This window comes from Streptomyces sp. NPDC050164 (assembly GCF_044459945.1).
GTDB lineage: Bacteria > Actinomycetota > Actinomycetes > Streptomycetales > Streptomycetaceae > Streptomyces > Streptomyces coeruleorubidus_A.
This window is the reverse complement of the sequence record NZ_JBITJK010000024.1, coordinates 38,336-57,827: the sequence shown is the minus strand read 5'-3', so window position 1 is coordinate 57,827 and position 19,492 is coordinate 38,336. Positions and strand designations below refer to the sequence as shown.

The window sequence follows — 19,492 nt, the reverse complement described above, 5'->3', positions numbered from 1 at the left end:
GCCGAACCGCCCCATGCGAGGGCGCGCTCGGGGCGGTCCGGCGGTCACGCGGGGGCCGCAGCCGCGGGGCCGACCAGTTCGGACAGCACGTCCTCCATGGTGACGAAGCCGATGACCTTGCCGCTCTCGCCGACGACGGCGGCGAGATGGCTGCCCTCGGCGCGCAGGGCCGTGAGGGTGTCGTCCAGCGGGGTGTCGATGCGCACCCGGGTGACCTTGTGCAGCGCGGTACGGGGGAAGGGGCGGTCGCGGTCGGTGACGCCGAGGGTGTCCTTGATGTGCAGGTAACCGAGAAGGGCACCCTCGGGGCCGGTGACGGGGAAGCGGGAGTAGCCCGCCTCCGCGGCCACCCGCTCCAGCCGCGCGGGCGTGACGGTGTGGTCGACGGTGCGCATGCGCCGGGCGGGGACGAGGATCTCGCCGACCGGACGGGTGCCCAGTTCCAGCGCGTCGCGGAGCCGTTCGCCGTCGGCGGGTGAGAGGAGTCCCGCCTGGCTGGAGTCGAGGACCATGCGGGCGAGCTGGTCGTCGGTGAAGACCGACTCGACCTCGTCCTTCGGATCGACGCGCAGCAGTTTCAGCAGGACGTTGGCGAAGGCGTTGATGCCGAACACGACCGGCTTGAGCGCCCGGGTGAGGGCGACCAGGGGCGGGCCGAGCAGCAGGGCGCTGGGCACCGGCGCGGCGAGCGCGATGTTCTTCGGGACCATCTCGCCGATCAGCATGTGCAGATAGGTGGCGAGGGTGAGCGCGATGACGAACGCGATGGGGTGCACCAGGGCGTGCGGGATGCTGGCGGCCTCGAAACCGGGTTCCAGCAGGTGGGCGATGGCGGGTTCGGCGACCGCGCCGAGCACCAGCGAGGAGACGGTGATGCCTAGCTGGGCGGTGGCCATCATCGCCGAGAGGTGTTCCAGGGCCCACAGCGTCATCCGGGCCCGCTTGTCGCCCGCCTGGGCGTGCGGCTCGATCTGGCTACGGCGCACCGAGACCAGCGCGAACTCGGCGCCGACGAAGAACGCGTTGGTCAGCAGGGTCAGTGCGCCGATGGCGAGTTGCAGGAGGGTCATCGGGCTTCCTCCGCGAGCTGGAGGGTCCGCCCGGTGACCGGTCCGGTGATGCGGACGCGGTCGGCGCGGTGATGGTCGACGTCGAGGACCTCCAGCTCCCAGCCGTCGAGATCCACCACGTCCCCCTTGACGGGGATACGGGACAGTCGGGTGGCGATCAGGCCGGCCACGGTCTCGTACGGGCCGTCGGGCGCGGTGAGTCCTGTCTGTGCGAGTTGGTCGAGGCGGACGCTGCCGTCCGCCTCCCACACCGCGCGGCCGTCCCCGGTGCGGGGCCCGGGCAGCAGGTCGACGACCTCGACGGGGTCGTGCTCGTCGCGGACCTCGCCGACGACCTCCTCGACTATGTCCTCCACCGTGGCCACGCCGGCCGTGCCGCCGTACTCGTCGATGACCACGGCCATCGTGCGCGCGGCCCGCAGTCGCTCCAGCAGCCGGTCGGCGGTGAGGCTGTCCGGAACCAGCAGGGGTTCGGTGGCCAGCTCCGTGACCGCGGTGGCGGCCCGTTTGTCCGGATCCAGGGCGAGGACGTCCCGGATGTGGACGCTGCCGACGACCTCGTCGAGGTTGTCGCGGTAGACCGGGAAGCGGGACAGGCCGGTCGCGTGGGAGAGGTTCGCGGCGTCGGCGGCCGTCGCGTGCACTTCGAGTGCCTTCACATCGACCCGGGGCGTCATCACGTTCTCCGCCGTGAGCTCGCTCAGGTGCAGGGTGCGGACGAAGAGCTCGGCGGAGTCGGCTTCCAGGGCGCCTTCCGCGGCCGAGTGCCGGGCCAGGGCGACCAGTTCCCCGGGGCTGCGGGCGGAGGCCAACTCCTCGGCGGGCTCCAGGCCGAAGCGGCGTACAAAACGGTTCGCGGTGCTGTTCAGGTGCCGGATGAACGGGCCGAACGCGGCCGTGAATCCGCGCTGTGGGCCGGCCACCACCTTGGCGACCGCCAGCGGCCGGGAGATCGCCCAGTTCTTGGGCACCAGCTCACCGACGACCATCAGCACGACGGTGGAGATCACCACGCCCAGCACGGTCGCCACCGATGACGCGGCGCCGCCCAGGCCGACCGCCTGCAGCGGGCCGCGCAGGAGCGCCGCCAAGGACGGCTCGGCGAGCATGCCGATCACCAGGGAGGTGACGGTGATGCCGAGCTGCGCGCCGGACAGCTGGAAGGTCAGGCGCCGTACGGCCTTCAGCGCGCCGTCCGCGCCGCGCTCGCCGGCCTCGGCGGCCCGCTCCAGCTCACCGCGCTCAACGGTGGTCAGGGAGAACTCGGCCGCGACGAACACCGCGCAGGCCAGTGTGAGGAGGAGGGCCAGCAGGAGCAGCAGGACCTCGGTCACCGTGCCACCCCCGCTCCCTCGGTCGCATGGGTCGGGCGCGGGATGGCACGGCTGGTACTGGGAGGCTCACCCATCGGGGGAACGTCGCTCCTTCTCGAAACGCATGCAGACAGGGGGTGGAGACAGGATTGCCTGCCTCTACACCAACTGTAAAGGAGGCGCAAAACACCTCACAGGGTGAGGGCTGAGACGGTCCCCGCGGCCGCGCCCACGGTCCGGCGGCTGCCGACCGCCCGGGCGGCGTCCTCGTCCGCCCACCGCTCCACCGTGTACGACACCGCCGTACGCAGGGGACGCGGGAACGGATCGGCGCGGGCCGCGAGTCGGACCGCGAGAAGGAAGCGGTGGTGGCGGGCGGCGAGGTGGGCCCGCCCGTGGGCGAACAGCGCCCGGCCCTCGGCGGGTTCGAGGCAGTTCAGCAGGGCCGTGGTCACCACCACGCGATCCCGTCGGCGGCCGTGGAGCGCGTAGGCGTAGGGGACGTCCTCCGGAAGCATCCGGAAGTGCCGCCACCTCCGTCTCCCGCAGCCCGTCCGGCTCCCGGTGGGCCCGGCGACGTACCCGGCCGTGCCGCACCCCCATGAGGCTTCAGCCGTCCCCTTCACCCCCGGACTGCCCCAGCAGGTCACGCAACAGCCGCTCGTCGTCCGGGTCGAGGCCGGTGACGAAGCGGGCCAGCACCGCCCCCCGGTCGTTCTCGGCGTCCAGCACCTTGCGCATCTTCCCGGCGGCCAGGCCCGCATGGTCCGAGGAGGGTGTCCAGGCGAAGGACCGTCCCGCGCCCCCGGGTGACCGCGCCCTTGGCCAGCAGCCGGGTCAGGATCGTGATCACCGTCGTGTACGCGAGGTCACCGCCGAGGCGTTCCTGCACCCAGCCGGCCGTCACCGGGCCGTCCGCCCCCCGCAGTACCGACAGGACCAGCGCCTCCAGCTCACCCTGCCCCCGCCGCCGGGGACTCCGTCGCTGCTCCGCCACGCCCTGCCTCCGTTCCGTCGCCGTCTGTTGCCCGGTCGGACATCGTATAGACGCCCTCGCCACGCCCACGTCACCGACGAACTCCACGCGTCCACCGACCGACACAACCTCTACAAAATCGTAGAAGCTCTACCGCCCCGGAACCCGCCCGACTTTCTCTACAGTGATGTAGATTTTCAACCCGGGACCCGCATCGGGCCTCGACCGCACACGCCAAGAAGGAGTACGCAGTGGGAGTTTCCCTGTCCAAGGGCGGCAACGTCTCGCTCAGCAAGGAGGCGCCGGGTCTCACCGCCGTCCTGGTCGGCCTGGGCTGGGACGTGCGCACGACCACCGGCACCGACTACGACCTCGACGCCTCCGCACTGCTCCTCGACGCCTCCGGCAAGGTCCCCTCGGACCAGCACTTCGTCTTCTACAACAACCTGAAGAGCCCGGACGGTTCGGTCGAGCACACCGGCGACAACCTCACCGGTGAGGGCGAGGGCGACGACGAGTCGGTCAAGGTGAACCTCGCCGCCGTGCCCGCCGAGATCGACAAGATCGTGTTCCCGGTGTCCATCCACGACGCCGAGAACCGCGGGCAGAGCTTCGGGCAGGTCCGCAACGCCTTCATCCGGGTCGTCAACCAGGCGAACAACCAGGAGATCGCCCGCTACGACCTGTCCGAGGACGCCTCCAGCGAGACGGCGATGGTCTTCGGCGAGCTCTACCGGCACGGCACCGAGTGGAAGTTCCGAGCCGTCGGCCAGGGCTACGCCTCCGGACTGGCCGGTATCGCCACCGACTTCGGCGTCAACGTCTGACACGCACGGAAGCAGCGCCACCGGACCTGCCCCCCGGGGGTCAGGCCGGGCGGCCGCCTCGACAACCAACCGGGAGCGTCCTCCAACTGGTCTGCGATCCAGGCACCTTGCCGGGCCGGCCGTGACGGCGGGCTGGACGCCGAGCGCTCATCGCCGCCGTGGGCGCGCGCCGTGACAGAGGAGGAGAAGAAGGCGGAGGCAGACACGACGCCCCCGATCGTGCAGGGTGACACCGGCATCGTCGCCGCGTTCATCGGCACGAGCACCCTGGACGTCGCCGGGTGACGGCACTCGACTGAAGCGCCGGATCCTGACCAGCCGGTGAAGCGCAATCCGGACGAGCCGTCTCTTTGGGGATCCCGCCCCCGCCTCCGCCGGTCGTGCCCGATGATGAGCGGGCCATGACCGAGCTCCGTACGACGACGCACCGCGCACCGCTGCCCGTTCTCCGGGCCGCCGTGTTCGCGCTCGTCGGTACGGTGCTCGGTGCGTCCGCGCACCATCTGGTCGCCGAAGGGCCGGCGCCCTGGCGGCAGAGCACCGCGGCCGCGGCCGCGCTGTTCGCCGTGGGACTGGTCGGGGCGCGACGCCCCCGCTCGCTCACCGCCGTGGTGGTGGCGTGCGGTGCGGCGCAGTCCGCACTGCACGTATGGCTGGCGACGGCACACCCACACCCCGCACCGGCCGCAGTCATGCCCCCACACGCCCATCACCCGGTGGACGTTCACACGTCCTGGCACGAGCGGCTGCCCGACTCGCCCGCGATGACCGCCGTACACGCGGCCTCGGCGATGCTGGTGGCCGTGATGCTGCACCAGGCGGACACCGTCTGCTGGTCACTGGCACACGGTCTGACGACCGCGGTCGACGCGGTCCGCGCCCGGATGGCCACGGTCTGGACGCTCCTGAGCGGTCATCCGGCGCCGGCAGGGCACCGCTTGCCCACGGTCGTCCAGGCGTGGCTGGCCCGCCCGCCCCTGAAGGGGGCGGTGCTCAGGAACGTCGTGGTGCGCAGGGGGCCGCCCCGAGCAGGGACCCTTCTCGCCATCTGACCTCTGCGGGACGTCCGTCCGGCCGTCCCGCGCTCGTCCCTGCCTGGAGACACCCATGTTCCATGCCACGAAGAAGAACGGCACCGCCCGGCGCCTGACCCTGCTGACCGCCGCGACAGCCACCGCCGTCCTCCTCACCGCCGGTCCGGCGGCCGCCCATGTGGAGGTCGAGGCCGACAACGCCCAAGCCCTCGCCGAGAACGTCAGGCTCACGTTCATCGCCGAGTCGGAATCCGCCGACGCGGGGGTCACCGAGCTGCGCGTGGTCCTGCCGGAGGGCATCGCACCCGCCGACGTGACCTACGACGAGGGCCCCGAGGGCTGGAAGTTCACGGCCCGCGACGACGGTTACGTCATCAAGGGCCCGGCCGTGAAGGTCGGCGGGGACGCCGAGCACTCGGTCGTCGTCAAGCAGCTGCCCGACGCGAAGGAACTGGCGTTCAAGACGCTGCAGACCTACAGCGACGGACGGATCGACCGCTGGATCCAACTGGGCGAACCCAGCGGCGACGGCCACGGGCACGAAGCCCCGGTCCTCGAACTCAAGGCAGCAGCACCCGGCGCGAAGCCCGCCGACCCGTCCCCGAGCGAGACCCGGCCGGCGTCCCCCTCCCCCACTGCCACGGAGACCGAGACGGAGCCCGAGTCCTCTCCCGCGACCCGGGCCGAGGAGAAGAACGACGACGGCGGCCTCTCGGCGGGCGCATGGATCGGCATCGGCGCCGCGGTCCTGATCGTGGCGGGCGGTACCGCCTACGTCGTACGCCGTCGGGCAGGCGCCCAGCAGTAACAGCAAGGGGGCCACGGCTTGATCACGTTCGGTCGCCGTGCGGCGCGACGGCCTCCCGCCTGCCGACCCGCTCAGAGCCTCTGAACGCCCCAGAAGGCAGCGACCAGCACGACGATCACGGCCGCCACCAACCAGACGGCCAGGCCGACACGACGCATCCACGGGCTCACACTCCATTGATGCCCGCCGGCCGCGCCCGCACACCGTGCGAGGACGAGCCTCTGCAAGACGACCCTACGGAGGCGAGGCCGATCCGTCAGTGGTCGTCCCAGTGCCCTTCATGAGCGGCGTGGCGGTGACCGTCATGCAGGTAGTCGGTGTGATCCTCGTGCGGCACGGCGACATGGCCGCATCCCTCACCGTGCTGGTGGTCGTGGTCGTCATGGGCGGCATGACCGGCAGGGGCGCACTCGTCGACGTGGTCGCCGTGGACCCGGTGGATGTGGCCGTCGTGCGCGTAGTCGGTGTGATCGCCGTGCGGGAAGGCGACGTGACCGCAGCCCTCACCGTGGGTGTGCGTGTGCCCATCGTGCGTGCGGTGGTCGGTGGCGGTGGACATGGGGGACTCCTCGCTTGCCTTTCCGGCCGCCCGCGGACCTGCCCCGGACGACGAATTGCGACATCAACATATAGCGACTCCTGCATGGCCCGCTGAGCCGCCACCTACGTTTCACACGCAGATCACCGCAACTCCACTGACATCAGTCCCGCCACGCGCGAAACGCCCCTCGGACCCCACCCCAGGGTGTTCAGCGAGCACTACGGGAAGTTAGGTTGACGACAACGACAATCGTTTTACTCTCCGGGGGTGCCCGTGACCGCTCAACAGGCCACGATCGGTGAGGTGTTCAGCGCGGGTGCCGAGGAGTTCCACCGCTGGTCGCCGCTGCTGTGGGACCGGGTGGGGCGGGCCACGGCGGAGGTGTCGGCCCCGGCCCTCGGCGAACGGGTGCTCGATGCCTGCTGCGGGGCCGGGGCGTCGGCGCTGCCCGCCGCCCGTGCGGTCGGCGCCGGCGGACTGGTCGACGCGGTCGACCTCTCCGGTGCCCTCGTCGCGCTCGGCGAGCGGCGCGCACGGCAGGAAGGCCTGGCCGGCCTGCGGTTCCACCAGCACGACGTGACGTCATGGGCGGCGCCCGAGGGCGGCTACGACCTGGTGCAGTGCGCCCTCGGCGTGTTCTTCTTCCCCGACATGGACGGCGACACCGCCAAGCTCGCCGGGCTTCTGCGACCGGGTGGGCGGCTCGCGGTGACCGTGTGGGAGAAGGGGGCGCTCGGCGGCTGGGGGCAGGCGTTCAAGAGCGCCGTCGAGACGGAGCGTGAATGGCCGGGTTCGTCGCAGTCGCCCCAACTGGCCCGGATCGACACCTCCGACACGCTCGCCGCCTGGCTGGAGGGCCTCGGGCTGAGCGGCGCCCGGGTCGTACGCCGGGATCTGGCCGTGCCTCTGACGCCCGCGACCGCCTGGGACCTGGCGGTGGGCAGCGGCACCCGCGCCCTGCTCAACGGGCTCGCGCCCGCCGCGGTGGAACGCGTGCGCGCCCACTTCACCGCCGCGCTGGAGGCATCCGGCGTGACGGACCTGGACGTACGGATCCTGACCGGGACGGCCGTGGCATGACCCAGCGGCCCTCTCACACCGCCGCTCGGCAGGCCGAGGGCTTCACGGCCGCGATCTGCCGGGCCGAGGGCGGTTGCGGCGCGGCGGACGGCCGCGTCCTCGAAGCACTGCGCACCGCTACCCGGCAGGTGCCGGGCGGGCTGCTGGTCGCCACCGGCTGTCTGGGCCGGCACCTGCACTGCCCGCACCACGAGGGCAACCAGGTGCCGCGCGCCGGGCACCGTGTGGTGGTCCAGCCGTGCACCCGGGACCGTACGCCGCTCGGACCCGCCCTGGCCTTCGGCCCGCTCACGGAACCGGACCAGTCGCAGGCACTGGCCGACTGGCTGACGGAGGGCCTGCGCCAAGGGCGCCGCCCTCCGCGCCGTCTGCTGGCCGTACGACCGTCCCGCCGTTCGGAGCGGTAGCGGCAACGGGCCCGTCGTCAGAGCGGGGGCCGGCGGGGCGGTGTCATCGTCCGGCGGGTACGGGGGCGGCCCTGCCCGTTCGCCCGACGAGCCTCGCGAGGAGCCCGTGGCGGGGAGCCAGGCACCACGTGAGGGCGAACAGGCCGGTGAGGACCACGACGACGAAGCCGCCGGCGGCCAGGTCGTACGTGTACGAGACGTACAGGCCCGCGACGCTGCCCGCGCAGCCGATGAGCGAGGCCAGCAGGGTCATCGCCCACAGTCGTTCGGTGAGCATGCGGGCGGTGGCGGCCGGGGTGATGAGCAGGGCGAGGACGAGGATGTTGCCGACCGCCTCCAGGGACATCACGATCGTCGTGGTCACGACGAGGTAGAGCGCCAGGTCGAGGCGGAACACCGGCAGGACCGCGGCGCGTGCCGTTTCGCGGTCGAGGCTGACGGCGACCAGTTCCTTGCCGAAGGTCGATGTGGCCGTTGTCGATGACGTGCGCGGTGGGTGCGGTGGCGGTCGGGGTCGTGCTGTTCGACGGCGTGGCCGAGCCCGTCGGGTGGCCGGGCGCCGGGCTCGTGCCGTCGCCCGGCAGTACCTCGGCCGGGTCGATGTCGTCCCCGACGACCACGGCGAGGGCCTCGGTGTCCCTGGCGCCGCCGACGGTCACGGTGAGAGTGAGCCGGTAGACGCCCTCCGCCGTGAACGCCCAGGTGGGTACGGCCCGTTCCCACCCCACACCTGCCGAGTGATGCCGCCGGACGTCTGCGGGCCGCGCCGCTGGAGGAACGGCGCGTGCGCTGACGCCGACCGCGCGGCCGGGCACCTCCACCCACCTCGGTCTCGCAAACCCACCTACACATGAGCTATCGTTCATATGGATATGGATTTTATTTTCATGAACGCGGCCGTCGCGGCGCTGGCCTGCGCCGGATCGCACCTGCTGATCGCCGCCTACCGGGACGACCGGATCCGGGCGTACGGGGTGCCCTCCAGGACCGCCCTGTGAGCCCGCGTTCGGTGACCGTCGGCGCTGCGCGCGCACGCCCGTGCACGCTCGTCGTCTGCCGGGGCTGCTGCTGCGGCAACCCGCGCAAGCATCCTGACACCGACCACTCCTGGCAGCTGGACCGGCTGCGCGCCGCAGCGGCCGAGCATGGCTTCCAGGTTCGCACGACGGACTGCCTCGGCCCCTGCGACCAGGCCAACGTCATCGTGGTCCAGCCCTCCGCCGCCGGGCGCCGGGCCGGCGGCCGGGCGACCTGGATCGGCTTCGCCATGGACGACGACGTCACGGACGACGTCCTGCGCTGGGCCGCCGACGGCGGTCCCGGGACGGCGCAGCCCCCGGCCACACTGGAACTGCAGTTCATCCGCCCACCGCGCGAGGCACGGCTCCGTGCACGCCGGTGATCCGGTGCCTCCCGGCGACGCCGTGGGCGGCCGCGACGTCATCGCGGCCGCCCGCCTCGACGAGTCGACCGCCGTCTCGGTCGCTGCCACACTCCAGGCGCTGGCCACGCCCTCCCGACTGCTGATCCTCACCGCCCTGCGCCGGTCCGCGTACTCGGTCACCGAACTCGCCACCGCCGTGGGAATGGAGCAGTCCGCGGTCTCCCACCAGCTGCGGCTGCTGCGCCCTGGGCCTGGTCACCGGGCAGCGTGACGGCCGCCGTATCGTCTACCGCCTCTACGACGACCACGTGGCGCAGCTCCTCGACCAGGCGGTCCACCACATCGAGCATCTACGGCTCGGTGTGCGGGACCCCGGCTGACCAGCACATCCATCTTCGCGCTCTGGGGGTGAATCCCGGTGTGAACGACCCGATGACCCAACAGCGGCCCACCCGCCGGCGGTCGGCCCTTCTGGATGCTCTCGCGAACTGACCGTCGGACTGACCGTCGAGGAGTGGGCCGGGAAAATCGCCGCCGACTCCGGGTTCGCCGCGGTGGAGCACACCGTCGAACTCACCGGCGTCTGCACCGGCTGTCAGCCCACCGCCCACGGCTGCGCGGGCTGAAACAGAGGCGGGCACCCTGCCGGGCCTCGACGACGGCACCGCCGTCCTGGTCCGCCGGCTCGTCTGGAAGGCTGATCCCATGACGGTGCCAAACTCCCCCGAGTTCCTGCAGATAACCCGGCCGCACGAGATCACGCCGGACTTGAGAAGACAGCTGGTCGGCTGCTGGGAAGCCGTCATCAACGCGGGCGGCGCGGTGATCGCGCCCGGGATTCCCCTGCCTCCGGTCAGCGTGCGTGACGTCGCTCCGGCGGCGGAACGGCTCATCGCCGGACTCGATCCGGAGCGCGGCAGGCTGCTCGTCGCCACCGTGGACGGATCGCTCGCGGGCTGGCTGATCATTCGTCGGGACCTTCATCCCCTGGTCGCGCACTGCGGGGTGGTCAACCACGTCCAGACGCACCCTCACTGCCGTCGAAGGGGAATCGGCACTGCCCTCATGACCCGCGTCCGGGAGATCGCCGTCGAGGACATGAAACTGGAACGGCTGCAGCTCAGTGCGCGAGAAGGACTCGGCCTGGAGCACTTCTACCGGAGCCTGGGATGGACGGAGGTGGGCCGCTGGCCAGGTGCGCTGCGTGTGGCCCCTGGCGACGACCGTGACGACATCCTGATGAGCCTCAGTCTCTGAACTCGCGCACGCACTCCTTCCGTTCGGGGACAGGACGTGGTCGGCCGTGCCGGGCGGCAGGTCGCGGCAGTAGCTCCAGCGGGCGACGGCGCCAGCCGGGCGCGGTGACAGACCGGAGCGGCAGGCGCCTGCGCATCGCCGCGCGGACGAGAGCAGGGAAGCCGTCGAGCGCGCAGGCAGCCGCCGTGCACCAGGACCAGGGCCGCCGCGGGCGTCCGGCCCCTCATCGCGGCTGCGCGGGCGGGGCGTCCGGGCTGCGGCGCAGGTGCGGGGCCACGCTGCGGAGCTTTTCGCAGGTCTCCTCCCATTCTCCTGCGCCCATCCCGTACTTCCCCTGACCGCCGAGTACATCGCCGCGGGCCACACCGCACTGCCCGACCTCGCCCGGGCCGCGGACGCCCTGCGCCGCATGATGCGTGTCCTGACCGGTCGCGGTGTCTTCGCCGAGCCGGAGGAGGACGTCTACGCCCTGACGCCCGCGGCCGAACTCCTCAAGGACAGCGGGGCGTTCGGCCTGCGGGCCTGGTTCGACCCGGACGGCATGGGCGGGCGCACTGACCAGGCACGAGGTTCGCGGCACCGGACGTCGTCGCGGCCCACGCCTGGCCCGAGCGCGGGCACGTGGTCGACGTCGGCGGCGACCCCGGGTCCTGCTCACCCGGCTGTTGACGGCGCGCCCCGGGCTGCGCGGCACACTGCTCGACCTGCCGGAGGCGGCCGAGGAGGCAGGCCGCGCGCTGGCCGCCGCCGGGCTCGGGGAGCGCGCATCCGTACGCCCCGGCAGCTTCTTCGACCCGTTGCCGGCCGGGGCCGACCTGTATCTGCTCACCTGGGTGCTGCACGACTGGAACGACGACGAAGCCCTGCGCATCCTGCGCCGAGGCGGCGGCCTGCAGCGGGGAGACCCTCATTGTCGAGAACCTGGTCACCGAGGGCCGCCGCGCCGACGTGGCCGCCGCGATGGACCTCCGGCTCCTGGTGCTCTTCGGCGGCCGGGAACGCACCGACATACGGCGACGGGCGGCACGGTTCCCCACCGTGCCGCCCGTCGCCGGGTTTCCCCGCGTTTCTAGGAGCGCGCCGCCAGACGCCACCCACTCGTCCGCTCCCGCTCGCCCCAGAACGCCGCGTACCGGCCGCCGAGCGCGAGTACGAAATCATTTTCAATAAGCCGACCGCGCTGCCTCGCCGCGGCGCCCCGGAACCCGACAGCGAACCGACAGCCCCGCTTTACCCATGTCCTTGCGCGAAGCAGTCAGGATTTCGACGTTGCCTGAACAGCCGGTCCACAGGGGCCGTACCTCTCGGCAGATCACGAATCCCCGGAAGGAACGTCAGCATGACCAGCGAATCAGTTCAGCCGATGTCGGGACCGAGCCGCCGTGCCCTCGTGGCGGCGGTGGGCGCGGCAGGGCTCACCGCGGCGCTGACGGCGTGCGGATCGGAGGACAAGGCGTCCGATCCGTCCACCGAACAGGGCGGCGGCGCGACGAACGAGGGGGGCGGCTCGTCCACCGGAGCGGGAGCCGGCGGTGCGGTGCTCGCGAAGACCGCCGACATCCCCGAGGGAGGCGGCAAGATCTTCAAGGACGAGAAGGTCGTGGTCTCGCAGCCGACCGCGGGCGAGTACAAGGCGTTCTCGACGGTTTGCACCCACCAGGACTGTCCGATGGTGGACCTCAAGGACGACATCATCTCCTGCACCTGCCACGGCAGTCAGTTCTCCATCCTCGACGGCAGCGTGAAGAAAAAACCCGCGGTCAAACCGCTGGAGCCGAAGCAGATCACCGTGAACGGCGACTCCATCACGCTCGCCTGATCCCGCGCGGGCGCTCCAGACACGCCAGCACCTCGTGCGTGGTCGCGACCGTGGCGACCAACGCGAGGGTGTGGCGGATCATCGCGGGGGTGTAGTCCGAGGGCACTCCCGCGATGGCGTCCGCCGGGACGACGGCGGTGTAGCCGCGGTTCACGGCGTCGAACACGGCGTTGGGAACGGCCACGTTGGCCGAGACCCCGGTGACGATCAGCGTGCGGCAGCCGAGGTTGCGCAGCAGCGGGTCGACATCGGTTCCCTGGAGGGGTGACAGCCCGTGCAGGCGCCGTACGACGAGGTCCTCGTCGGCGACCTCGATCGGGGCCGCGACCCGCACCGCCGGTGTGCCGGACAACTGCTGGACGGGCAGGCGTTCGGCGGCCCGGAACAGGCGGGCGTTGCGGCTGGCCCCGCGGCCGTCGGGGCGGCGCTCGGCGATGGCGTGGACGACCTGGACGCCACCCGCGTGCGCGGCGGCCACCAGTCGGGCGACGTTGGCGAGCATCCCGCCGGCGCGGGCCTCCGCGGCGAGTTCGGGCAGTGCGCTGTCCGCTCCGACGACGCCCTCCTGGCACTCGACGGTGAGCAGCACGGTGGTCCGCGGATCGAGGAGTTCGCTGAGCTCTGCGTACGCGGGCACGGTTCCCCCTGGGCGCCGGCGGCTGGGCGCGCGAGCGTAGCCACCATTGCGCAGGGACGGAAGAGAACCCATCCTTTTCTGACGTGATGTCAGAGGATCTCCTCTGACACGACGTGAGAGAAGAAAGAGGGGGAGCATGACCGTCACTCAGCAGCGCCGGGGCCGGAAGATCATGATGACACCTGGCGAGCTGGACGAATTCCTCGTCACACAGCGCACCTGCCGGGTCGCCACGGTGTCGGCCGACGGCGCCCCGCACGTGAGCACACTGTGGTTCGCCTGGGACGGCACCTCGATGTGGCTGTACTCGGTCGTGCGCAGCAAACGGTGGACCGACCTGCGGCGCGACCCGCGGGTGGCGATCGTCGTCGACACCGGCGAGGAGTACGACGAGCTGCGCGGCGTGGAGCTCTCGGGCGCCGTCGAGTTCGTGGGCGAGATCCCGCGCACCGGCGAGCTGCGCGCCGAACTCGACGTCCCGGAGACGTTGTTCGCCCGGAAGAACTTCGGCCTGGAGGAGATGCCGCACGACGGGCGGCACGCCTGGCTGCGTCTGACGCCGCAGAAGATCGTCTCCTGGGACTTCCGCAAGCTGGCGGCGCAGTAGGTGAGACACCCCCGGCCCCGCCCCGCGCCGAGGCGCTGCGCCGGGCGGCCCCGGCACTCGCCGCGGCCCGCGCTCAGTCGAGGCTCTCCCCCGCCGCCTGAAGGGCCTTCACCGCGGCCCGGATCGACGGGCGGCGGTCGGCGTCCGCCCGCCAGACCACGTACACGTGCCGCCGGACCCGCTGCCTGACGGGGACGGTCACGACCCCGGCGGGCACGGGGCGGCGGCCGAGCAGCGGGGCGACGCACACACCGAGGCCCGCGGCGACCAGCGCGAGCTGGGTGTGGGTCTCGGCGGCGCGGTGACCCACGAGCGGCTCGATGCCCTTCGAGCGGAGCGTGAACATCAGCCACTCGTGGCAGAACTCGCCCTCGCCCCAGGTGATCCACTCGTCGTCGGCGAACTCCGCGAGGTCCACCTCGTCCCGCCCGGCGAGCCGGTGGTCCGCGGGCATGGCCACATCGGCGGGGTCGTCCATGATCGGCGCCTTGACCAGGCCGTCGGGCAGCGCCATCGGCTTGTTGTACCAGTCGAGCACCACGGCGAGGTCGAGGTCGCCGCGCACCACCCCGGCGAGGGCGGCCTCCGGTTCCAGCTCGCAGGAGCGCAGCCGGAGCGCCGGATGCCGCTCGCGCAGCGCGGACAGCGCGAGCGGCAACAGGCCACGGGCGGCCGTCGGGAACGCCGACAGTCTCAGCTCGCCGACGACCTGCCCACGCTGTGCCTCCAGGTCGGACTGGGCGAGTTCGACCTGGGACAGGATGCGCGCGGCGTGCTCGGCGAGCAGCCTGCCCGCGTCGGTGAGCCGCACGCCCCGGCCGTTCTTGGCGAGGAGCTGCTGCCCGACCTCCCGCTCCAGCTTGGACAGCTGCTGGGAGACGGCGGACGTCGTGATGTGCAGCCCCTCGGCCGCGCCGCTGACCGAGCCGTGCCGGGCGAGGGCGTCGAGAGTGCGCAGGCGCTCCAGGTTCAACACGTAAGCAATGCTACGCAATACCGGGTGCGAAATCTCGGTTGTCCTACGAGGTTCTCGCCCGGCATCGTGACTGCCATGACCACCGTCACCACTCCCAACCGGGTCACCATCCCCTCGGACGACCGCCCCCGCCGCCGCCTCGACTGGCGTCTCCGCTTCGCCGCCCTGTCCCTGATCTGGGGCTTCAGCTTCCTCCTCATCAAGGTGGGCACCGAAGGGTACGCGCCGTTCCAAGTCACGCTCGGCCGACTGGTGTTCGGTACGGCGGTGCTGGCCGCCGCGATGGCGGTGCGCCGCGAGCGGCTGCCGCGCGGGGCGCGTACCTGGGGGCATCTGACGGTCGCCGCGTTCCTGCTCAACGCCCTGCCGTTCTCGCTGTTCGCGTACGCCGAGCTGACCATCCCGTCCACACTGGCGGGCATCTGCAACGCGACTTCGCCGCTGTGGGGCATGGCGCTGTCGCTGGTCGCCCTGTCGGAGGACCGCCCGACCAGGGTGCGGGTCGCCGGGCTCGGGCTCGGCTTCCTCGGGGTGCTCACGGTGCTCGGTGCCTGGCAGGGCTTCCACGGCCTGGACGCCACCGGCACGGCGCTGGCCCTGCTGGCCTCCCTCAGCTACCCGATCGGCTGGATCTACGTCCGCCGCACCCTGGCCGGCACCAGCCACTCGCACCTGTCGATGACCGGCGCGCAGTTGCTCCTCGCCACGGTCCAACTGGCCGTCGTCACCCCGATGTTCACCACCCTGCCCACCAGCCTGTCCGTCGGCCCGCTGCTGGCGATCGCCGCCCTGGGCGCACTGGGCACGGGCCTCGCCGTCCTCCTCCAGTACGGCCTGGTCGCCGAGGTCGGACCGACGACCGCCCAGATGGTCACGTACTTCATCCCGGTCATCGCCACGGCCGCGGGCGTCGCACTCCTCGGCGAGTCGCTCACCTGGTCGACCCCGGTCGGGGCGGTGATCGTCCTGATCGGCGCGGCACTTACGCAGGTACGGCCGAAGGCTCGGGCGTAGAGGTCTTCTACGCGTGATGGCCCGGCCGGACCTCTACGCCCGAGCCCCTGGCGGCCCCTCTACGCCTGATGCCCCCGACCGAACCTCCCCGCCCGACACCCCGCCCGGACCGGTTCGGCAGACGCCTCGGACGCAGGCTCCGGCGGACGCCTCCGACGTCGCGGCTCCGCCGAACCTCGAGTCTGGGAGGTTCGGCGGACGTCGCGGAGACAGCCGGTTCGAGGACGCCGCCCCAGCCGGCTCACGGACGCCCGCGGACGAAGCCGGTTCGAGGACGCCGCCGCCCCAGCCTCACGAAAGCCGCGGACAAACCCGGTTCGAGGACACCCCCTCGGACACAGCCAGTTCACGGACACCGCGACCCCACCCCGAAAGCCTCAGACGTAACTCCGCGCCGGAGCCGGCCCAAGGGCCGAGGCGATCGCGTCGGCGAGCGCCTCGGTCTCGTCCTCGGCGAGTGTCGAGATGGTGACCCGGATGCCGGGCGGTGCGCTCAGCCGGAAGCGGGCGCCGGGGACGACGGCCCAGCCGGCGTGCAGCAGCCGCGCGACGGCGCCGGTCTCGTCCGGCACGGGAACCCACACGTTCATACCGCTGCGCCCGTGCGCCACCACACCGCGCCGGCGGAGCGCGTCGACCAGCGCGTCCCGGCGCTTCCCGTACGCCGCCGCCACCGCGCGCGTGTCCACCGCCCCGTCGACCCACAGTCGCACCAGCGCCCGCTGCATCAGCCGGCTCACCCAGCCGGGCCCGAGCCGCTGCCGGCCACGGACCCGGTCGACGGTGACGGCGTCCCCGGTGAGCAGGGCGAGGCGCAGATCGGGTCCGTAGGCCTTGGCGACCGAACGCACGAACGCCCAGTGCCGGGTGGCGCCGGCCAGGGGATTCAGGGGCACGTCGACGATGCCGTGCCCGTGGTCGTCCTCGATGAGCAGGGTCTCCGGGTGCTCCCGGAGCACGGACCGCAGGGCACGCGCGCGCGTGGCGCTCACCGCGGCGCCGGTCGGGTTCTGCGCCCGGTCCGTGACGATCAGGGCACGCGCCCCGGCCGCCAGGGCACGGCGTACGTCGTCGGCGTACGGCCCCTCGTCGTCGAGGCCGACGGGGACGGTCCGCAGCCCGAGCGCCGGGACGAGGTCGAGGGTCCTGCCCCAGCCGGGGTCCTCGACGGCGACGGTGTCGCCGGGCTTGAGGTGGGCCGCCAGGACCCGCTCCACGGCGTCGAGCGCTCCGGAGACCACGACGAGCGGCCCTTCCGGCACCCCGTCGGCATCGAACCCGTCCCGGGCGATCCGGGCCAGCTCGGGATCCACGGGCTCCTCGCCGTACAGGACCGGAGCACGGTCGCCCTCGGCGGCCGCCGCCGCGAACGCCTCCGCGAGGGCCGGCAGCAGTGCCGGGTCCGGATTGCCGCTGGACACGTCGCGCACGCCTTCGGGGACGTCGACCCTGATGTGGTCCCGCCCGGTCGTGGCCGGCGCGGGCCGCACCCGGCTGCCGCGCCGGCCCGCGGTCTCGATGACCCCGCGCTCGCGCAGCGTCCGGTACGCGGCCGCGACCGTGTTGGGATTCACCCCTAGCCGCTCCGCCAACTCCCGCATGGGCGGCAGCAGTTGGCCAGGTCGCAGCTCACCGCTCCCCACCGCCCCCTCGATGCTCGCGGAGATGTCCGCTGCACGACGCCCGCTGATCCGATACTCTCCTAGCACAAACCCAATTATGCACTAGTGCAATGGAGAGCGCCATGCAGGGGACCACGCCGACGCCGTCGCAACCCGCCGCCTACGCCCCCACCGACCGCACCGTCCCCACCCGCTCGGCGGACCGGGCCTCGTATGACAAGGAACTGGTGCACTCGATACTCGACGAGGCCTACGTCTGCCATCTGGGCTTCGTCCGCGACGGCGCGCCGGTGGTGCTGCCCACGCTGTACGCCCGGCTCGGCGAGCGGCTCTATGTGCACGGCTCGACGGGCTCGCGCCCGCTGCGGGCGACCGGCCAGGCAGACCCGGGTCTGCCGGTCTGCCTGACCGTCACGCACGTCGACGGACTGGTCCTGGCCCGCTCGGCCTTCCACCACTCGATCAACTACCGCTCCGTGGTGGTGCACGGCGTCGCCCACGACGTGACGGACCCCGAGGAGAAGCGGCAGGCCCTGGACGCGCTGGTCGACCACGTCGTGCCGGGCCGCTCCGCCGACTCGCGGCCGGCCAACAAGAAGGAGCTGGCCGCCACCGCGGTGATCCGCCTGGACCTGAACGAGGTCTCCGCCAAGCTCCGCACCGGCGGCGTGAACGACGAACCGGAGGACCTCGGCCTTCCGCACTGGGCCGGTGTGGTCCCGGTGCGCAAGACCTACGGCGCTCCGATCGCCGACCCCGGCCTGACCCCCGGCACCGACCTGCCGCGGTATCTGAAGTCCCTGTGAAACCGCGGCGGCCTAAGGGGCGCGGGGCTGTGCTGATATGCGGCTCCGCCGCGATGGGGGTCCCCCCTGTTCGAGCGAAGCCGAGAACTTGGGGGAGCGACCAGCCACAGACGGCCCGCAGCCGCCGGCGAACCACGGCTCCCCGCCCCGTCGTCACACGAGCATCACCGGCTCCTTGGACGCCCTCGAACCACGCACCTCCCCCACCGCAAGCCCCGCGACCGAGCCCAGCATCAGCAACGTGCCGGCCAGCGTCGCCACCGTGAGGTGCTCACCGAGCAGGACGACGGCGAGCACCGCCGCGCTCACCGGCTCCAGCAGCATGATCACCGAGACGGTGGCCGACCGTATGACGGCCGCGCCCGCGAAGTAGAGGCCGTAGGCGAGGGCCGTGGGGACGGCGGCGACGTACGCCAGCAGGACCAGGACCCGGCCGGGTTCCTCGGTGTGCGGCAGCAGCCCCTCGGCCAGGGCGAACGGCAACAGGCACAGGCTCGTGACGGCGAAGGCCCAGACGGTCGTCCAGGAGGCGTCGGCCTCGCCGTCGCGGCCCCACCGGCGGATGAGCAGCGTCATCACGCTGTACCCGGCCGCGGACAGCAGCGCGAGCAGCACACCCCACGGGCGCACGGTCGTGCCCCCGCCGCCGAGGACGAGGACGGCGAGCCCGGCGAGGGCACCCGTGACGGCGGCGGTTCCGCCCCGGCCGAGGCGCTCGGCGAGCGTCAGCCGGGCGCCGAGCGCGATGAGCACGGGCCCGGCGCCCAGGGTGACGACCGTGGCGACGGCGAGACCGGTGGCGGAGACGGCCGCGAAGTAGGCCGTCTGGAACACCGCGAGCCCGAGTCCGGTGACCCCGGCCCGCAGCGCCCGGCGGCCCAGCGGCTCGCGTACGGCGGCCCGGGCGCGCGGCCGGACGAGACGGACGGCGAGCAGCAGCACGAGTCCGGCGGCGCAGCGCCAGAAGGAGAGGGCGACGGGCCCCATGTCACTGGCCTGGTAGACCAGTGAGGCGGCCGCGCCCGCGGTGCCCCAGGCGACACCGGCGACGATCAGATAGAGGAGGCCTCGCCCTACGGGCAGGCCGGAGACAGTGTTCGACACGTGTTCTCTCCGCAGATGCGCACGGCGCGCCGCGCGGGATCGGCGGCGGCTGGTGCGCGGAAGTTCGGGAAGGGCCCCGGATCACGTCGGATCAGCGGGGTCCGCGGACTTCGTCTGCGGGCAGCACCGTTCGGCCCGTCGGTGACACGCCGGGCGCGGTTTCCGGAGGGCCCGCCTCAGGCGGCCGGAGGCGGAAGAACGAGCGCGTTC

At 72.4% G+C, this 19,492-nt stretch carries 21 protein-coding genes and 4 pseudogenes; 14 read left to right on the top strand and 11 right to left on the bottom strand.

Annotated elements, in window-relative coordinates:
- Nucleotides 1-44: 44 nt before the first annotated feature.
- The 4 genes and pseudogenes from ACIBNA_RS27810 to ACIBNA_RS27795 all read right to left on the bottom strand — a co-directional run bounded on the left by ACIBNA_RS27810 (nucleotide 45) and on the right by ACIBNA_RS27795 (nucleotide 3,380).
- Nucleotides 45-1,070 carry a hemolysin family protein gene (locus ACIBNA_RS27810; protein ID WP_399167930.1) on the bottom strand — a complete coding sequence of 342 codons (1,026 nt, stop codon included), beginning with the start codon at nucleotides 1,068-1,070 and terminating at the stop codon, nucleotides 45-47.
- Entirely contained in the window at nucleotides 1,067-2,404 is a 1,338-nt protein-coding gene (locus tag ACIBNA_RS27805) for a hemolysin family protein (RefSeq protein WP_399167929.1), read from the bottom strand. The genes ACIBNA_RS27810 and ACIBNA_RS27805 overlap by 4 nt, the downstream gene beginning before the upstream one ends.
- Before the next feature lie 176 nt (nucleotides 2,405-2,580).
- Nucleotides 2,581-2,977: pseudogene (locus tag ACIBNA_RS27800) on the bottom strand (M48 family metalloprotease); the annotation flags it as partial.
- Nucleotides 2,978-2,992: 15 nt separating this feature from the next.
- A pseudogene (locus tag ACIBNA_RS27795) lies at nucleotides 2,993-3,380 on the bottom strand (BlaI/MecI/CopY family transcriptional regulator).
- A gap of 230 nt (nucleotides 3,381-3,610) precedes the next feature.
- Here ACIBNA_RS27795 and ACIBNA_RS27790 point away from each other — a divergent pair.
- The 3 genes from ACIBNA_RS27790 to ACIBNA_RS27780 all read left to right on the top strand — a co-directional run bounded on the left by ACIBNA_RS27790 (nucleotide 3,611) and on the right by ACIBNA_RS27780 (nucleotide 6,028).
- Nucleotides 3,611-4,186 carry a TerD family protein gene (locus ACIBNA_RS27790; RefSeq protein ID WP_399167928.1) on the top strand — a complete coding sequence of 192 codons (576 nt, stop codon included), beginning with the start codon at nucleotides 3,611-3,613 and terminating at the stop codon, nucleotides 4,184-4,186.
- A gap of 401 nt (nucleotides 4,187-4,587) precedes the next feature.
- Nucleotides 4,588-5,238 carry a hypothetical protein gene (locus ACIBNA_RS27785; protein WP_399167927.1) on the top strand — a complete coding sequence of 217 codons (651 nt, stop codon included), beginning with the start codon at nucleotides 4,588-4,590 and terminating at the stop codon, nucleotides 5,236-5,238.
- A gap of 55 nt (nucleotides 5,239-5,293) precedes the next feature.
- Complete coding sequence (locus ACIBNA_RS27780) at nucleotides 5,294-6,028, top strand: DUF1775 domain-containing protein (RefSeq protein ID WP_399167926.1); 735 nt, start codon at nucleotides 5,294-5,296, stop codon at nucleotides 6,026-6,028.
- 256 nt (nucleotides 6,029-6,284) lie between these two features.
- Here the strand turns inward: ACIBNA_RS27780 and ACIBNA_RS27775 are convergent, their stop codons facing one another.
- Nucleotides 6,285-6,587, bottom strand: a complete 303-nt coding sequence (locus tag ACIBNA_RS27775; RefSeq protein WP_399167925.1) for a hypothetical protein — start codon at nucleotides 6,585-6,587, stop codon at nucleotides 6,285-6,287.
- Between the two features lie 255 nt (nucleotides 6,588-6,842).
- Between ACIBNA_RS27775 and ACIBNA_RS27770 the strand changes: the two genes are divergently transcribed.
- Both ACIBNA_RS27770 and ACIBNA_RS27765 read left to right on the top strand, forming a co-directional pair.
- Nucleotides 6,843-7,649, top strand: coding sequence for a class I SAM-dependent methyltransferase (locus ACIBNA_RS27770; protein WP_399167924.1), 807 nt, complete (start codon nucleotides 6,843-6,845; stop codon nucleotides 7,647-7,649).
- Nucleotides 7,646-8,056, top strand: a complete 411-nt coding sequence (locus ACIBNA_RS27765) for a hypothetical protein (RefSeq protein WP_399167923.1) — start codon at nucleotides 7,646-7,648, stop codon at nucleotides 8,054-8,056. Before ACIBNA_RS27770 ends, ACIBNA_RS27765 begins: the two co-directional genes overlap by 4 nt.
- 43 nt (nucleotides 8,057-8,099) lie before the next feature.
- Here ACIBNA_RS27765 and ACIBNA_RS27760 read toward each other — a convergent pair.
- Nucleotides 8,100-8,513, bottom strand: a pseudogene (locus tag ACIBNA_RS27760) (metal ABC transporter permease); the annotation flags it as partial.
- A 23-nt stretch (nucleotides 8,514-8,536) separates the two neighbouring features.
- On the opposite strand from ACIBNA_RS27760, the gene ACIBNA_RS27755 reads away from it, so the two are divergent.
- The 4 genes and pseudogenes from ACIBNA_RS27755 (at nucleotide 8,537) to ACIBNA_RS27740 (ending at nucleotide 10,697) form a co-directional block, all read left to right on the top strand.
- On the top strand, nucleotides 8,537-8,734 hold the full coding sequence (locus tag ACIBNA_RS27755) for a hypothetical protein (protein WP_399167922.1): 198 nt from the start codon (nucleotides 8,537-8,539) through the stop codon (nucleotides 8,732-8,734).
- Nucleotides 8,735-9,050: 316 nt separating this feature from the next.
- A complete protein-coding gene (locus tag ACIBNA_RS27750; RefSeq protein WP_399167921.1) occupies nucleotides 9,051-9,458 on the top strand; it encodes a (2Fe-2S) ferredoxin domain-containing protein in 408 nt (135 codons plus the stop codon).
- Between the two features lie 22 nt (nucleotides 9,459-9,480).
- A pseudogene (locus tag ACIBNA_RS27745) lies at nucleotides 9,481-9,820 on the top strand (ArsR/SmtB family transcription factor).
- Nucleotides 9,821-10,145: 325 nt separating this feature from the next.
- Nucleotides 10,146-10,697 (top strand): GNAT family N-acetyltransferase, encoded by a 552-nt coding sequence (locus ACIBNA_RS27740; RefSeq protein ID WP_399167920.1) that lies wholly within the window; start codon nucleotides 10,146-10,148, stop codon nucleotides 10,695-10,697.
- 223 nt (nucleotides 10,698-10,920) lie between these two features.
- Here ACIBNA_RS27740 and ACIBNA_RS27735 read toward each other — a convergent pair whose 3' ends face one another.
- A complete protein-coding gene (locus tag ACIBNA_RS27735; RefSeq protein ID WP_399167919.1) occupies nucleotides 10,921-11,277 on the bottom strand; it encodes a hypothetical protein in 357 nt (118 codons plus the stop codon).
- An 85-nt stretch (nucleotides 11,278-11,362) separates the two neighbouring features.
- Here ACIBNA_RS27735 and ACIBNA_RS27730 point away from each other — a divergent pair, with 85 nt between their 5' ends.
- On the top strand, nucleotides 11,363-11,770 hold the full coding sequence (locus ACIBNA_RS27730) for a methyltransferase (RefSeq protein ID WP_399167918.1): 408 nt from the start codon (nucleotides 11,363-11,365) through the stop codon (nucleotides 11,768-11,770).
- Nucleotides 11,771-12,036: 266 nt separating this feature from the next.
- A complete protein-coding gene (locus ACIBNA_RS27725; protein WP_399167917.1) occupies nucleotides 12,037-12,516 on the top strand; it encodes a Rieske (2Fe-2S) protein in 480 nt (159 codons plus the stop codon).
- On the opposite strand, the gene ACIBNA_RS27720 is transcribed toward ACIBNA_RS27725, so the two are convergent.
- Nucleotides 12,503-13,153, bottom strand: coding sequence for a cysteine hydrolase family protein (locus ACIBNA_RS27720; RefSeq protein WP_399167916.1), 651 nt, complete (start codon nucleotides 13,151-13,153; stop codon nucleotides 12,503-12,505). The two genes, ACIBNA_RS27725 and ACIBNA_RS27720, sit on opposite strands and share 14 nt — an antisense overlap.
- A 136-nt stretch (nucleotides 13,154-13,289) precedes the next feature.
- Between ACIBNA_RS27720 and ACIBNA_RS27715 the strand changes: the two genes are divergently transcribed.
- Complete coding sequence (locus ACIBNA_RS27715; RefSeq protein ID WP_399167915.1) at nucleotides 13,290-13,760, top strand: pyridoxamine 5'-phosphate oxidase family protein; 471 nt, start codon at nucleotides 13,290-13,292, stop codon at nucleotides 13,758-13,760.
- Between the two features lie 73 nt (nucleotides 13,761-13,833).
- On the opposite strand, the gene ACIBNA_RS27710 is transcribed toward ACIBNA_RS27715, so the two are convergent.
- Complete coding sequence (locus ACIBNA_RS27710; protein WP_399167914.1) at nucleotides 13,834-14,736, bottom strand: LysR family transcriptional regulator; 903 nt, start codon at nucleotides 14,734-14,736, stop codon at nucleotides 13,834-13,836.
- A gap of 75 nt (nucleotides 14,737-14,811) precedes the next feature.
- Here ACIBNA_RS27710 and ACIBNA_RS27705 point away from each other — a divergent pair, with 75 nt between their 5' ends.
- Entirely contained in the window at nucleotides 14,812-15,750 is a 939-nt protein-coding gene (locus ACIBNA_RS27705; RefSeq protein WP_399167912.1) for a DMT family transporter, read from the top strand.
- A gap of 377 nt (nucleotides 15,751-16,127) precedes the next feature.
- On the opposite strand, the gene ACIBNA_RS27700 is transcribed toward ACIBNA_RS27705, so the two are convergent.
- Nucleotides 16,128-17,459 (bottom strand): aminotransferase class I/II-fold pyridoxal phosphate-dependent enzyme, encoded by a 1,332-nt coding sequence (locus ACIBNA_RS27700; protein ID WP_399167911.1) that lies wholly within the window; start codon nucleotides 17,457-17,459, stop codon nucleotides 16,128-16,130.
- A gap of 35 nt (nucleotides 17,460-17,494) precedes the next feature.
- Here ACIBNA_RS27700 and ACIBNA_RS27695 point away from each other — a divergent pair, with 35 nt between their 5' ends.
- Nucleotides 17,495-18,178, top strand: a complete 684-nt coding sequence (locus ACIBNA_RS27695) for a pyridoxamine 5'-phosphate oxidase family protein (RefSeq protein ID WP_399167910.1) — start codon at nucleotides 17,495-17,497, stop codon at nucleotides 18,176-18,178.
- 153 nt (nucleotides 18,179-18,331) lie between these two features.
- Here the strand turns inward: ACIBNA_RS27695 and ACIBNA_RS27690 are convergent, their stop codons facing one another.
- Complete coding sequence (locus tag ACIBNA_RS27690; protein WP_399167909.1) at nucleotides 18,332-19,282, bottom strand: DMT family transporter; 951 nt, start codon at nucleotides 19,280-19,282, stop codon at nucleotides 18,332-18,334.
- Nucleotides 19,283-19,492 lie beyond the last annotated feature (210 nt).